Raw genomic sequence first — 14,186 nt, forward strand, 5'->3', positions numbered from 1 at the left:
AAAATGATAGGCTACCTATCAGGATTAATGTCTATTTAAGAAAGGGGGGAGATAGTGAAAAAGAAAAAACCAGTAGATATCACAGATAGTATTAGTTTGCTAAAAGAATCACCACTTTTTCAGTTGTCATTGTCTTCAAGAGAGTTGTTTCATAGTAATTTTTTGTACTGGTTATTAACTAATTATAATGAGGAATCGACTGCTTTATTTGCTAGTTATATTAATACTAATAGTCCTCTTAAAATCGTATCAGTTTCAAGAGAAGAAAAAAACATTGATTTGACTGTTACTTTTAAGAATGAAAATAAAGAAGAAGTGAAATTGTATATTGAGAATAAAGTAAAAAGTATTCCTTATAAAGAGCAACTAGAAAAATATGTAGCTAAGTTAAAAGAGGGATCATTTTTATTATTAAGTTTATCCAAACCAAATCAAGAGATTCTCGAAGATATGAAGTGGTCAGTCATGGATTATCGAGAGTTATCCCAAAGATTGTCATCAATTAAAATGAATATGAAGAATAATTACCACCAATCATTGATGGAGGATTATATTGAATTTATTAGCTTACTTCAAGACTTGGCTGATAACATTACTAATCAAGAGTTTAGAGTGTATGATATTTACTCAGGTAATTCTGTTATGAATCAATTAAAGGAGATTAGGGTTGATGATCTTTTTATCAAACTAAAGCATCAGGAAATGGTCGATAAAATCAGGATTCAAGCAAATAAATCCATCGAACTGGGTAATCTTTCTAGTGATAAACTAGTCTTACAGCAAGCATATACTCGTGGAACAGGAATAACAGATACAAGGTACTGGATAAAAATAAGTGAAAAAAAACAGATAGGGTTTGCTGTCCAACTTCAAGAACTTAGTTTTAAGCTAATGATTGAGACAGTAGGATTTACTGCTGAAAAAATAACACAAGATCTTTTAAAAAATAATCTTTGGTTTGACTTTGGTTTATTGACTGAAGCAAAAATTAATGAGACAGATGTCATTTATCCTACAACAAAAAACAAATCGTTTAATCAATATGGTAAGTACCATTTGTATAAATCAATGAAAATAAAAAAGAATTGCTCTGTAGATGAGTTAGTATCTTTAGTGACTAGTTACTTAGTAAAGGCTCATAACAATAGAGAAAAAGTCCTAGAACTAGTTGATAGTTATTAATAACAAATACGATTAAATCTTAAATTTTCTTTCCATTTCTCTCCCAATTCAACACTCAGATACGGTACAATTAGAGAAAGAATAAGAAACGATTGAAGAGGTAATCTATGAAAAAAAATATCACTATTTCTGATGTAGCAAAGCAAGCAGAAGTCTCTAAAACAACGATTTCCAGATATTTAAATGGCCAGTTTGGTAGCATGTCAGCTGAGACGAAGGCTCGTATTGCGCAAGTTATTTCTGATTTGAACTATCGACCAAATCGTCAAGCTCAAGCGCTAAAATCAAAGCGAAGTTATTTGATTGGTGTCATAGTTTCAGATATTTCTAATATGTATTCATCACTTCTTTTAAAAGGAATTGGAGAGGTACTAGAGGCTGCGGGGTATCAAATGATTATTATGGACGCGGCTAATTCAGTAGAAAAAGAGCAAGATTTATTGCATAAACTAATTGATCAAAGTGTAGAGGGGATTATTTTACAACCGTCTTCAAGAGATGCTAGTCGATATGAGTTTATTCAATCTGAGAAAATCCCTTTACTTCTTGTTGATAGAGGGATTGAGCCACTTATTTATCCATTTGTAACAACGGATAATGAAGCGGCAACTAAAAAAATGCTGCCCTATATTCTAGAAAAAAAATACCAACGAGTAGTTGTTATTAGTGAACCACTGGCAGATATTTTAACAAGAGAGATCAGGTATCAATCAATTAAAGACATGATAGAGGCTGAAAACATTCATCTTGATTTATTGGAAGTAACTAGTGAGACTGATTTACAGATGGAAATTAATACGTGTTTAGCTTATCCTGAAAAGACTGTTCTATTTGCTTCAAATGGTAAGATGCTCATGGAAGTTTTAACGATATTAATCACGGGGAATATTTCTATTCCAGATGAAATAGGTGTTACAGGATTTGATGATTGGAATTTGTCAGCTCTTGTAGGTCCTGGAATTACTAGTATTGAGCAACAGACACAATACATTGGTAACGTGACAGGAGAACAATTGCTATCTTATTTAGATGATGAATCTAAAGAACAAGAAGTAAAAGTCGTTCCTGCGAAAATACAACTAAGAGATTCATTATGATGTGTGTTATTTAATAATAAAATTTAAAAGACTAACTCATTAAGAAACCGGTTTACTTAACGAGTTAGTCTTTTTTTGTGCTGTTCTTTTAAAAGGAAACGCTTGCTTTATTTAAGAAACCGGTTTACTATACGTTTATAGAAACCGGTTAACTAATTGAGAGGACAGTGAAAAAATGAAATCAATCGTATTAAATTTATTAGTTTTTAATCAAGAGTTTTTAGCAGGAAAGTCTCAAAAAGAGCTTGTAGAAAAGGCTGTTTTACTAGGATTTGACAAGATTGAAGTCAGAAGAGAGTATTTTAGAGACCTTAAAAGAGAAATTCCAGAGATTAAACAATTAGTTGATACTCATGGGATTGAGTTATTTTATAGTGTGCCAGAGGAAGTTTTTGTCAATGGGACTATTAATTCGAATTTAGTAGATTACCTTAAAGAAGCTAATGAAATGGGCGCACAACATATTAAATGGAATATTGGAGATTATGCTCATTTTAATGGAAATCTCGCAGAATTATCATCGTTAACTGAAATGGGTGTTAATGTGACTATTGAAAATGATCAAACCAACACATCAGGTAAAATCGAAGCTATTCACACCTTTATGAAAGCGGTATCGAATAAAGGATTAAAGATTGGTTATGTGTATGACTTAGGTAATTGGCGATTTGTTGGAGAAGATGAAGAAGTGGCAGCAGAGCAACTTAAACAATATGTGACTTACATTCACGTAAAAGACGTGGAATCAGTTGAGGGGCACCCCGCTGCTGCAGGTTTAGATAAGGGGGACATTAACTGGCGTCAAGTACTACAAGTTCTACCACAAGATGTACCAGTAGCTATTGAGTACCCAACTGAAAAAGACTCAGAAATTTTAGAAGCTAAAGAATTATTGGAGGAAGCCTAATCATGGAAAAACAAACAAAGATTGATCCAGAAACATTTGCTTATCATTTTCTTGATACGATAAAACGTCCAAATATGGGCACAGAAGAAATGGAAAAAGCAGCTAAAGAATCTCTAGCAGCTTACTTAACGGCTTACTATATTGCACAACGTTTTAACAATCTTGAAAATTCCTTTTTTAAGGAAGAACAACATAAAGAAGTATCAACATATCAAAAAATACTAAGTGAGTTAAATCAGTACTAACGAGGGGAGGATTTAGTGTGGCCAGTGCGATAACAGGTATTTTATTAGCGATTACCTTTGGAATATTTATTGTTTATGCCATGAAAGGAGGCAACTTAACTGTTGGTTTCTTCGTGATGGCAGTCTTATGGACGATTATTGGCATGGTGCCTTTTGATCAAGCCATAAAAGAGATTTTTACAGAACCAGTTTTAAATTACGGAAAAACAGCTTCCTACATTATCTTTGGTTCATGGTTTGGACGGGTCCTTGTTGATACGGGGATTGCGGGAAGTATCAGTCGACGAACTGAAAAAGTGGGTAAAAAAAGTCCAGTCATTGCAACAATCTTAATTGCTTTAGTTATTGCGTTAATCTTTACAAGTTCTTACGGAGTTGGTTCAGCTATTGCAGTTGGAGTTATTTTATTACCAATTATGTTTTCTATGGGTGTTCCTAAAAATATTGCTGTAACCGTTTTTACGATGTCGATTGGAGCAGCTATGTATGTAAACAACGTGTTATTCGTTCAGTTTCAAGTATTTTTCCCAGAAGTAGAGTGGGGTAGTCATTATCAACGATTTGGTTTTGTTGCGATGGGAATTCAGATGGCGATAGTGATTCTGTTTATTTTGTTCAACGCAAAAAAAATCAAAAATGGAAAAGCTATTATTATTGAAAGTGATGAAGAATCAGAGCAAGTAGAAGTGTCAAAATGGACTTACGTATTACCAGTCTTGCCTGTTTTACTAAGTATTTTTGCTAAATGGGACGCAATTCCTGCGTTACTCCTATCTATTATTATTGCCTTTTTGGCAACTGGCAATATGAAGAGTTACACACGGTTTGTAACGAAAATGAATGACACAGCCAAACACGCGATTAGTGATATCGCTGGCTTACTGATTATGCTATTTGTTTTAACGATGTTCCAATCAGCAGCTATTCATGCTATGTCAGGTTTTACAGAGATTTTCCAAACGATTTTACCAAGTAGCAAACTTGTTTTAGTAGTTATTGTAGCAATTCTAGCACCTTTATCTTATTTTAGAGGTCCATTAATGCTATACGGAGCTGGTGCCGCAACAGCAGCGATTTTTGTTGGGACAGGTATGTTTGATCAATACTTTTTATATGGATTACTCGTTGTGCCTTCAATGATGGGTGTGTCAGCTTGTATTACCCAGTCATGGAATTTATGGTCTGTTCAATATGCAGAGCTTGATACGAAGACGTTTCTTTTAACGGGCTTACCTTGGGCATGGGTAGCCACTGTCTTGAATTTATTTGCCGCTTACTTTTTACTATAAAATTTAATGGAGGAATTAACAATGAGTGAATTTTTAACAATCGGTGAACCAATCGCCCTTTTCGGGTCAGAAGAAGTGGATAAAAGTTTGAAAGATGCTAAGTTTTTCCAAAAATTTTTAGCAGGAGCTGAAGTCAATGTAGCAGTTGGAGTGTCGCGATATGGACATACGACAGAATACATTACAGCTCTTGGACAAGATCCTTTTGGCGCTTTTATTAAGGATCAACTAGTGGAGAATAATATTGGCACTAGATACATTGATGAGTCTGATCGTTACTGGACGGCCTTTCAGTTAAAAGACCGTGTAAGCAAAGGAGATCCGAGTATTCATTACTTTAGAAAAAATTCTGCTGCTTCTCATTTTAATCAAGAAATCTTGGATAAAATTGATTTTTCAGAAGTGAAGATGGCTCATCTATCTGGTATTTTTCCTGCCATCTCCTCAGTCGCTCTTAAAAGTTTTAGGCATTTTGTTAGTTTACTAGAAAAGAATCAAGTAAAAACAACTTTTGATCCAAATTTAAGACCTCAACTTTGGGAAAGCACTGAAGTGATGGTTGAAACTATTAATGAATTAGCCTCTCATGCTAATATTATTCTTCCTGGTATTAATGAAGGGGAAATTTTAATGGGAAGCCGTGACCCTGAAGCCATTTCTGACTTTTATTTGCAAAATGGTGCCAATACAGAGGCAGTGATTGTCAAACTTGGTGAAGAAGGTGCATTTGTTAAAGAACAAAATGGTAATACCTTTGTTGTACCTGGCTTTAACGTAGAGAAAGTAGTGGATACAGTAGGTGCAGGAGACGGATTTGCTGCTGGTGTGATTAGTGCTTTGATGGAAGGGTTAAGCTTAAAAGAGGCTGTTATTAGAGGAAATGCTACAGGTGCTTTAGCTGTGCAGACACCAGGAGATAATGATGGCTACCCAACTCCAGAAGAGTTAACGCAATTTTTAGAAGAAGAAAAGGTGTTTTAAATATGAAGTTACAAGTCGCAATTGATCGAGTCAGTTTGACAGAAGCCGTGGATTTAGCTAGTCAGCTAAATGGTCAGGTGGACATTATTGAAATGGGAACGTCTCTAAGTAAAGATTATGGAAATGAAGCCATTCGTCAACTTAAAGAAGTGCTACCAGATAGCCAATTATTAGCAGATATTAAAACCATTGATGAAGGTCAGTATGAATTCAAACAAGGATTTAAATATGGAGCAGACATCTTAACGGTCATGGGAGCAGCTTCTTTAGCAACGATTGAGTTATGTGAGAAGGTCACAAAAGAGATGAATCGAACTATGATGATAGATTTGCTAGAAGTGTGTGAGTCAAAAATAGAGGAACTCCAAGTGTTTGACTCAGCTATTTTTTGCTTACACAATTCAGTTGATAAAGAAGAAAAGTGGTCAGTCGTTGAAACAGTAGCAGCATTTAAGGAGGCGTATCCTCAAGTGAAGCGTTTAGCAATTGCAGGTGGGATTGATTTATCCCAAGCCCGTGAATTGAAAGAACAAGGCTTAATGGAAATTATCATTGTGGGATCAAGTATCACCAAAGCAGATGATCCAGTAAAAGAAGCAGAAAAGTTTATGGAGGTAATTGGGTAATGAAAACAATTAAGACAATTATGGATGAAATCAATACAGTGATGAATTTAGTAGAGGAACAACAATTAGAACAAGCGTTACCTTTTTTTGATAAAGCAAAACGTATTTTTATTACTGGAGCGGGACGCAGTGGTTTTCAAGCAAAAGGCTTTGCGATGCGCTTAATGCACATTGGCTACACAGATTTTGTGTTAGGAGAAACAATCACGCCATCCATTAAAGCTGGTGACACGTGGGTAGCAATTTCAGGCTCTGGTACGACAAAAGGAATTTTAATGGAAACTGAAATAGCTAAAACTAAAGGACTAAAAGTGGTTGTCCTAACAAGTGATGACACATCACCTCTTGCCAAACTAGCAGACCATGTAATTGTTGTGCCTGGAGCTACTAAAACAGGTGCTGGAGTTAAATCACAACAGCTATTGTCTTCCTTATTTGACCAAACTGTACATATTACATTAGATGCACTGACGTTGAAATTAGCAGAAAGAGATGAGACATCTAATCAAGACGCTTTAGCCAGTCATGTCAACGTGGAATAAGAATCGAGGAAACTAAATGAAACGAGTTGAGTTATTACAACAATTGCAACAAAATGCTTTAGTAGCTGTTGTTAGGAGCCAGACTGAGGACGAGGGGTTACTTGTGAGCGAGGCCTTAATCGAAAATGGGATTAAGGCGATTGAAGTCACACTGACAACACCAAATGCTTTAAGTATCATTAGTGAGCTACAAAAAAAGTACGAAGAAATCGAAGGTGTCATCATTGGTGCTGGGACTGTTTTAGATGTTAGTACTGCTTCAAATGCAATTTATCAAGGTGCTTCTTTTATTGTTAGTCCTGTATACGATCAGGCTATCTCTAAAGTGTGTAATCTGTATCAAATTCCTTATATCCCAGGTTGCATGAGTGTTTCAGAGATGAAAGAAGCCCTTGAGTCAGGTGTTGACGTGATTAAGTTATTCCCAAGTCACGTATATGATCCGGCCATTATCAAGTCAATTAAATCCCCATTACCCCAAATTACTCTGATGCCAAGTGGCGGGATAAATTTATCTAACTTCACTCAATGGTTAGAGTCAGGAGCTGCTATGATTAGTGTTGGCGGTGAGCTTACGAGGGATGTAGAGAGTGTAGAAAACATGTCTCAAGCTTATTTGGACAAGTTGGTAGCTTTTCGAGAAAAAGAATAAGAAAAGAGAACAGAAACGTATAAATCGTTTCTGTTCTTTTGGTTCTGAGGCTAAAAGCTATCAAACTAGCAAATAGATTGCAAGACTTTAGGTGTTTAAAATAGGTGATAGTTTTCATTGTAATAGTCTCATTATAAATAACGTGGAAGCGCTTTACAGATGTGTTTTTTTAGACTAGAATTTTTTTTAAGTTCTTAAAAAATAAAACATAAAAAGGGGAATTACCTATGAGTCAAGACAACGTCGTTTTAGCAAGAAATACAGAAAAAGCACCAGTGAGTGATGTTCAATCACAAACAGTTGCCTTTTCACATTATAATAATTTTTCAGCTCAATTACCTATCAATCCTGAAACAGGTAAACTTGTAGAGGGTGGTATCAAAGAGCAAACAGAACAATGTTTAAATAACGTTCAAACTATTGTTTCAAGCATTGATCATGATCTAACAGATATCATTAGATTATCTATTTTTGTGAAAGATATTAAAGTAATGGCTGTTGTAGACAGAGTAGTTAAGTCATTTTTCCCTACTTATTTACCAACACGTACAGTTGTAGCAGTGGCTGACTTGCCAATGAATGCAATGATCCAAGTTGAAGCCTTACTTTCTAATGGAGAAGGAACGATTCCAAACGCACCACAAGCAGGTGATTTAATTAAATTGACTAATGGAACAAGTGAGGCTCCAGTTGATGGTTTATCAACGCAAACAGTTGCTTTTTCACATTACAATAATATTAGTGCTCAATTACCAATTGATCCTAAAACAGGTCGCTTAGTTGTAGGTTGTGTTAAGGCACAAACTAGACAAGCTTTAAAAAATATTAAAACAATTTTAGAAAGCATTGATGTTCCTTTTGATGACATTGTTAAAACAACAGTATTCCTTAAGGATCTAAATGATGTTGAAGCTGTTAACAAAGTTTATGCAACTTTCTTCCCAGATTCTGGTATTGCAAGAGCTGTTAATTACTTACCAGCAAGAACAGTTGTTGAAGTAGCCGACTTACCAATGGGTGCCTCTGTACAAATCGAAGCTGTTGTGTCTCACGGTGACGGTACTCCACCACAAGCCATTGAAGATAGACACGGGCTAATTATTGAAGCAAACAATACTGAAAAAGCACCGATTGATAGCTTATCAACACAAACAGTTGCTTTCTCACACTACAATAATATCTCAGCTCAATTACCTGTTGATGTAGCAACAGGAGAAGTTGTATCTGGTGGCATTACAGAACAAACAACACAATGTTTATCACACATTCAAACAATCATTGAGAGCGTAGATCATTCTATGGCTGATATGGTTAAATTGAATGTTTACATGACTGATTTGTCAATGACAGAAGAGATGGATGCAGCTTATAAAGCATTCTTCCCAGAAGGTACTCCAGCTCGTCGTGTTGTAGGAGTTGCTAAATTACCAAAAGGTGCGTTAATTCAAATTGATGCGATTGCGGGAAATGCAGAAGGAACACCACCAATTAAATAAATAAGAATATAGAAAAGAAGCATGATAACCTCTAGAGGGTTACCATGCTTCTTTTAGTTCCTCTATTACTAAAGACTGCCTCGGCTAACAGTGAAAAAGGAATTTTGGTAGATAGAAAATGAACATGATACTTTAAGAGATTAGAAAAATAACTATATCAAGAGCAGATGGTGTGATTACTCATTTTTTAGCGATAGTTCAATCCAATATCGTGTATACTTAAGTAGATTAAAAAAATGAGAGAAAAAGTTATTAGAGGGTATCAAAATGAAAGTTAAAAAATACAAAAAGAAATCAAGTTACAATAAACAAATGATCAAGATTCTGTATCTCATGATGATTTCTCTAAGTGTATATTTCTTTTTTAAAACTTACCAGTATATTAGTAATGTACCAGAAGCAAATAATATCACTCAGGAAGAAATTTACGACTTAACTAGAATCGAAGAGTCTGATATTAAACTAGTCCGTGCATTGAAAAATGATGCGTTTGATTCATGGCTTTACGAGGCAAACGATGACAAAGTTAAAAAGTTAGAAGAGACTCAAGCAATTATTACAAGTATCACTGAAGGAAAAGTGAAGGTTTCAGCCATTGATTCTGTTATAGGTGATTTGAAAAAAGACGTAGATACAATTAGTGACTCTGATATTGAGGAATTATATGTCTTATATTACAAAAAAGTACTACCTAAACAATATGAGAAAGCAGATAAGTCTTTTAAGGAAATGACAGTAGACCAACCAGAAACAAAGTATGAGGAAATATTTGAATTACTGGATTTATTGAATAAAATATATAATCAAAAAGGAATGCAGTCAGTTACGAATGATCCTAATTTTAAACAATCTGTTAGTTTAATCGAAGAAATCAATAGTAATTTTAAAGAAGTCAATCAGATTAAATCATCCTATGCGAACTTTGATACGTTGAATGAACCAATAACAGAACCAACCACAAGACTTGGTGTGGAGCTAGATAGCTATGTCTTTGAAGTCAATCATTACATCGAATCAAAACGACTGGTTACTGAATTTAAAAATAGATATAGTGAATTGCAAAGGAATCTATCGACTAATAAAGAAATAATCAAAAATTCAGTAAAAACGCCTGATTTAGTGGGAATGACAATTGAAGAAGCGCAAAAAGAATTAAATAAAGCTAAACTCAATCTAGGTATTAGAGGTTACACCAATAAAAATTATAAGAATGGTGACCGAGTTCAGGAAAGTCAGAGAGAGATAGAGAATTGGGATAATGACAAACAAGATAAGATTATGCGCCAAGAACCTTCACCAACTGATTATGAATTTATAACCCATGGCTCTACGATTCAAGTAATTGTTGAAAACAAACCAATCAATAAACCAGAAGAATCAACAGAATCAAGTAGTAGCTCAATTTTTGAGTCTTCAATAAGTAGTTCAAGTTCAACAGAAGAAACCACTAGTACAACAAATAGTGATGTTAGTGAAAGATAGTGGAGAAAAGGAGTTAGCTAATGGGCATTAAGAAAAAAGTAAAAAAAAAATCGAAAGCTAAGAGACGCGGTCGCTTGATTTTGAATCTATTAGGCTTGGTAGGGCTGTTGATTGTCTTATTAGTGTCAATTGGTGGTTATCAGATTAGTAAACGATATAGTCCATACAGCTCTCTGCTTGAAATTCAAACAATTGATCAAAAAATTACTCAGTCTTTTATTATACTAGATAGAAACAATGAACCCTTAGATGCTAATACAGTGATTGTTAAGTTTGATCCTATTGAATATGAGCCTAAGTGGAATGTTAGTCAACTTTATATTGATACACTTTTAGCTGTTGAGGATAGTTCTTTCTATACAAGAAAAACCAATGGCTACTCCATAAAAGGGACAATTGGAGCTATCGTTTCCCAAGTTCAAAGTAAGCGAGGTAAAGACGTCGTTTCAAGAGGAGGATCAACGATTGAGCAACAGTTGGTTAAATTAATGGTGTTTGGAACAAATAATAAAAATTCAGTATCTGATAAAATTATTCAATTAATTGATGCCAGGAAACTAACTTTGAAGTATAGCCGAGATGACATTTTGAAGGCTTATTTAAATGAATTACGTTTAACGCCAAATACAGTCGGTTTGAAAGCTGCCTCAATTGAATTATTTGGTAATGATATGTCAGATATTAATTCAAAAGATCCTAAGCAAGTGGCTCAAGTAGCCTTTATGGCAGGACTTGGTCAGTCTCCATCAACCTATGTACAGGATTTTGAAAAGAGTGGTAAAGAGCGGACACGAACAGTTCTAGGGGTTATGAAGGATAACGAGTTAATTAGTGAAGACATCTATAAACAAGCTCTTGATGTGGTAAAAAGTGAAAAGGAAGAATTTGTTTTAAAAAGTTATACCCAACAAGGGACGCCAAGAGAGTATCAAGCCTACGTGGCAAAGGTTAAAGACGAGTTAAGTCAACTGAATTTACCTAAAAGTACGACTATTACAGTTAAAACATACGCTGAGGCGAACCAGTTAAAAGAGTTACATCATATTGCAACAGGTGTTTACCCTCAAGATGATCGTTTGCCAAATGGTTATTTAGAGCATAAAGAAAGCTTAACAGCGATTTCTGTGATTGATACGAAAACAGGACATATTATTGGCTTAGGGACAAATTCGGATAATCCCTTAATTCCATATACGGCAACGAGATCATCAGGTTCAACTATTAAGCCGTTATTAGATTATGCACCAGCTATTGAATATGCAGGAATGACTCCAAACACAATACAGAATGGAACATCTTTTTCAGTAGGTGATTGGAAAGTTAAAAATTACGGAGATGAAAATTATGGGAATGTCAAAGCATCTTATGCTTTGGGATTGTCTCTCAATACAGCTGCAGTTGAGGCTTTCCAGCTAACAAATGACCAACAAAAAAATAATATCATGGAACCACTGGGACTGCAGTCATATAATCCGAATGGTTCTAGCTTTAATCCAGAACAAGCCATTAATTATCCGACTAATGTGTTAGCTTTATCCTCAGCCTTTAGTGCTTTTGGAAATGATGGTGTCAGGGTCGAGCCAACAACAATTGAAAGTATTCAAACTGGTGATGTTCAAATTAAATTAGCAGAACCAGAAAGTAAGCGAGCGATGAGTTCTTCAACAGCTAAAACAATGGTTAGCATGCTAAAAGAAGCAACTGGTCCAAATGGTTCTGAGCCATATGCTGGACCGAAATACACTGGATTTAGTCAAGAAACTTATGTGATGAAATCAGGATTAAGTAATTTTGAAAGCTCTGTTCCAAATAGTCAAAATAAATCGCCAGATGCTTTACTTGCTATGGCTTCACCTGAAATATCAGTTGCTACATGGGTAGGTAGCCCATCTTATGTGGACGCAACCTTTGCACCAACGACTTTTCCTCATGATACAGCCAATCAAGGAAGAGTTTACTTAATGAACAGTACCTTCAAAGTCATGATGGCAGGACGAGATGCTACCAAGTTTACGTTTGGTGATGAGAGGCTAATTAGTGAGGGACAAACCAATCAGGTTATTCCAGAGTTAGAAGAGATAGTTGATGATAACCTAAACGATATTAGTATTAAAAATAAAGAAATAGACAAAAAAGATTCTGAAACATATGAGTCAATGGAAGAAGAGTACATAAAAACACTAAATAGACTTAATCAGACATATCAGGAGTAGGATTCATCTGCTTTTGTACATGTTTAACTGCCGAAAGAATTATCTGGGGGATAGCAACAACGTGTAGCAATTGAACGAGTGTTAATTACAAAGCCAACTTTACTTTTGGCTGATGAACCAACAGGCGCCCTAGATAGTAAAACAGGACAAGAAATTATTGATTTGTTTCATGAGTTAAATGAGTTGGAGTATACAATTATGGTGATTACTCATGATGAACAGGTAGCTCAACAAGCCAAACGGATTGTTCGATTATCTGATGGCGAGTTAGCTATTTAAGAAATATAGAAAAAGAAAAGAGGCTCTATAGAGGAGCTTCTTTTCTTTTTCTAATGAATAATATTCTCGTGTTCAATTAATGTTTTTACTAGCTGAGAATCTCCAGCAGGTACTTTGACTATTCTTTTGTTTGCTAAAATATCATTTAGGTAATTTGACATGTAGGTGTCATCATTCCAGTCTTTTTCATCTTGATGCCAATGAGATGGCATAGGATATACAGTAACAGTTCCATCAAAGTTACTCGAATAAAATATCTGTCCTTGAGCAGTATAATTTCCTGTGAGGAGTACTACATCACTTGGCCAATTAATATGTAACTCTTCTTTAGCATAATAAAGAGGTGTTCCTTTTTTGATAAAGCTAACGTTAAGTTTAAAATCATCTATATCAACTTGGTTAAAATAATCCTCGCCCATAACAGCCAACCATACTCTAGCATACTCAATCTCTTCATCAGAATAAGGCAGGAGTATCTCAGGCAGTTGCCGCTTGTTTTGGATAGTATTTAGTTTATTCGTTTTTAGGTATTCTTCAGCGATACTGGTATCTAGGTACTTCTCTGACATTAATACCCAATTAGAATTGCCAATACTGCCTGTTATTGGGCCATTAGCTTCTAATTGTCCTTGAGCGTTAACTCTAAATGTACCCAGATTATCTAATTGATTAACACCAACTTGAATGTATGCTAATTTATCTTTTTCATCAATGTAAACATCTAGTAGATAACGAGTTGGTGGCGGTGGTGTTAAATCTAAAATAGCCATCACCCAATTTTTTAGCTGCTCTTCTGTCAGATTGGTTTCTAAAGGTTTAGAATCTGTAGTCGTTGAGTCAGTAGACTGTTCTGTTGAACTCGATTTTGTAGCGATCCTAGTTTCTGGAGTATTTTTTGAAGACTGAGTTCCTAAGTATAGTAAAAAAAATAAGATACAAATTAGTAAGACGCCTACTATTATCCAATTTCTAATTCGTTTTCTTTTTTCTTCTTTTTCAAGTTCGAGTAGCATTTTTGTCAGCTCAAGTCTGACGTTAGGATCTGTTGCATGATTAATCTCTGTTCGCAATAAATCTTTGTTATTTCGATCATTTTTTAAGCTTCTTGTTAAGTTTTCTTTTGTCACGTCTAATTCTCCGATACCTGTTTTCTTTTCATTATATCAAAGATTTAATACAATTAAAGGTATCGTGA

At 34.9% G+C, this 14,186-nt stretch carries 14 protein-coding genes; 13 read left to right on the forward strand and 1 reads right to left on the reverse strand.

Annotation, left to right across the window (positions count from 1 at the left end):
* The first annotated feature begins 54 nt into the window (after positions 1 to 54).
* From DOK76_RS00310 to DOK76_RS00370, 13 genes are all read left to right on the forward strand, one after another.
* Positions 55 to 1,182: a PD-(D/E)XK nuclease family protein gene (locus DOK76_RS00310; protein ID WP_206964082.1), complete on the forward strand. Its 1,128-nt coding sequence runs from the start codon at positions 55 to 57 to the stop codon at positions 1,180 to 1,182.
* Between the two features lie 107 nt (positions 1,183 to 1,289).
* Positions 1,290 to 2,279 carry a LacI family DNA-binding transcriptional regulator gene (locus DOK76_RS00315; RefSeq protein ID WP_206964083.1) on the forward strand — a complete coding sequence of 330 codons (990 nt, stop codon included), beginning with the start codon at positions 1,290 to 1,292 and terminating at the stop codon, positions 2,277 to 2,279.
* A gap of 175 nt (positions 2,280 to 2,454) precedes the next feature.
* The gene (locus DOK76_RS00320) at positions 2,455 to 3,186 is read left to right on the forward strand and encodes a sugar phosphate isomerase/epimerase family protein (RefSeq protein ID WP_206964084.1); all 732 of its coding nucleotides are present in this window, start codon (positions 2,455 to 2,457) and stop codon (positions 3,184 to 3,186) included.
* Positions 3,186 to 3,431, forward strand: coding sequence for a hypothetical protein (locus tag DOK76_RS00325; protein WP_206964168.1), 246 nt, complete (start codon positions 3,186 to 3,188; stop codon positions 3,429 to 3,431). The genes DOK76_RS00320 and DOK76_RS00325 overlap by 1 nt, the downstream gene beginning before the upstream one ends.
* Positions 3,432 to 3,448: 17 nt before the next feature.
* Positions 3,449 to 4,720 carry a gluconate:proton symporter gene (locus DOK76_RS00330; RefSeq protein WP_206964086.1) on the forward strand — a complete coding sequence of 424 codons (1,272 nt, stop codon included), beginning with the start codon at positions 3,449 to 3,451 and terminating at the stop codon, positions 4,718 to 4,720.
* A gap of 21 nt (positions 4,721 to 4,741) precedes the next feature.
* Entirely contained in the window at positions 4,742 to 5,701 is a 960-nt protein-coding gene (locus DOK76_RS00335) for a sugar kinase (protein WP_206964088.1), read from the forward strand.
* A gap of 2 nt (positions 5,702 to 5,703) precedes the next feature.
* Positions 5,704 to 6,327, forward strand: a complete 624-nt coding sequence (locus DOK76_RS00340; RefSeq protein ID WP_206964089.1) for an orotidine 5'-phosphate decarboxylase / HUMPS family protein — start codon at positions 5,704 to 5,706, stop codon at positions 6,325 to 6,327.
* Positions 6,327 to 6,869: a 6-phospho-3-hexuloisomerase gene (hxlB, locus tag DOK76_RS00345; RefSeq protein WP_206964090.1), complete on the forward strand. Its 543-nt coding sequence runs from the start codon at positions 6,327 to 6,329 to the stop codon at positions 6,867 to 6,869. Before DOK76_RS00340 ends, hxlB begins: the two co-directional genes overlap by 1 nt.
* Before the next feature lie 16 nt (positions 6,870 to 6,885).
* Positions 6,886 to 7,521, forward strand: a complete 636-nt coding sequence (locus DOK76_RS00350; protein ID WP_206964091.1) for a bifunctional 2-keto-4-hydroxyglutarate aldolase/2-keto-3-deoxy-6-phosphogluconate aldolase — start codon at positions 6,886 to 6,888, stop codon at positions 7,519 to 7,521.
* Positions 7,522 to 7,748: 227 nt separating this feature from the next.
* Positions 7,749 to 9,017: a RidA family protein gene (locus DOK76_RS00355; protein ID WP_206964092.1), complete on the forward strand. Its 1,269-nt coding sequence runs from the start codon at positions 7,749 to 7,751 to the stop codon at positions 9,015 to 9,017.
* A 267-nt stretch (positions 9,018 to 9,284) separates the two neighbouring features.
* On the forward strand, positions 9,285 to 10,499 hold the full coding sequence (locus DOK76_RS00360; protein ID WP_206964093.1) for a PASTA domain-containing protein: 1,215 nt from the start codon (positions 9,285 to 9,287) through the stop codon (positions 10,497 to 10,499).
* 20 nt (positions 10,500 to 10,519) lie between these two features.
* Complete coding sequence (locus tag DOK76_RS00365; RefSeq protein WP_206964094.1) at positions 10,520 to 12,712, forward strand: transglycosylase domain-containing protein; 2,193 nt, start codon at positions 10,520 to 10,522, stop codon at positions 12,710 to 12,712.
* A gap of 78 nt (positions 12,713 to 12,790) precedes the next feature.
* Positions 12,791 to 12,991 carry an ATP-binding cassette domain-containing protein gene (locus tag DOK76_RS00370; RefSeq protein ID WP_206964095.1) on the forward strand — a complete coding sequence of 67 codons (201 nt, stop codon included), beginning with the start codon at positions 12,791 to 12,793 and terminating at the stop codon, positions 12,989 to 12,991.
* Between the two features lie 50 nt (positions 12,992 to 13,041).
* Here DOK76_RS00370 and DOK76_RS00375 read toward each other — a convergent pair whose 3' ends face one another.
* The gene (locus tag DOK76_RS00375) at positions 13,042 to 14,118 is read right to left on the reverse strand and encodes a YdeJ family lipoprotein (protein WP_206964096.1); all 1,077 of its coding nucleotides are present in this window, start codon (positions 14,116 to 14,118) and stop codon (positions 13,042 to 13,044) included.
* Positions 14,119 to 14,186 lie beyond the last annotated feature (68 nt).

The sequence above is a fragment of the Candidatus Vagococcus giribetii genome (assembly GCF_017316185.1).
GTDB classification, from domain to species: Bacteria; Bacillota; Bacilli; order Lactobacillales; family Vagococcaceae; genus Vagococcus; species Vagococcus giribetii.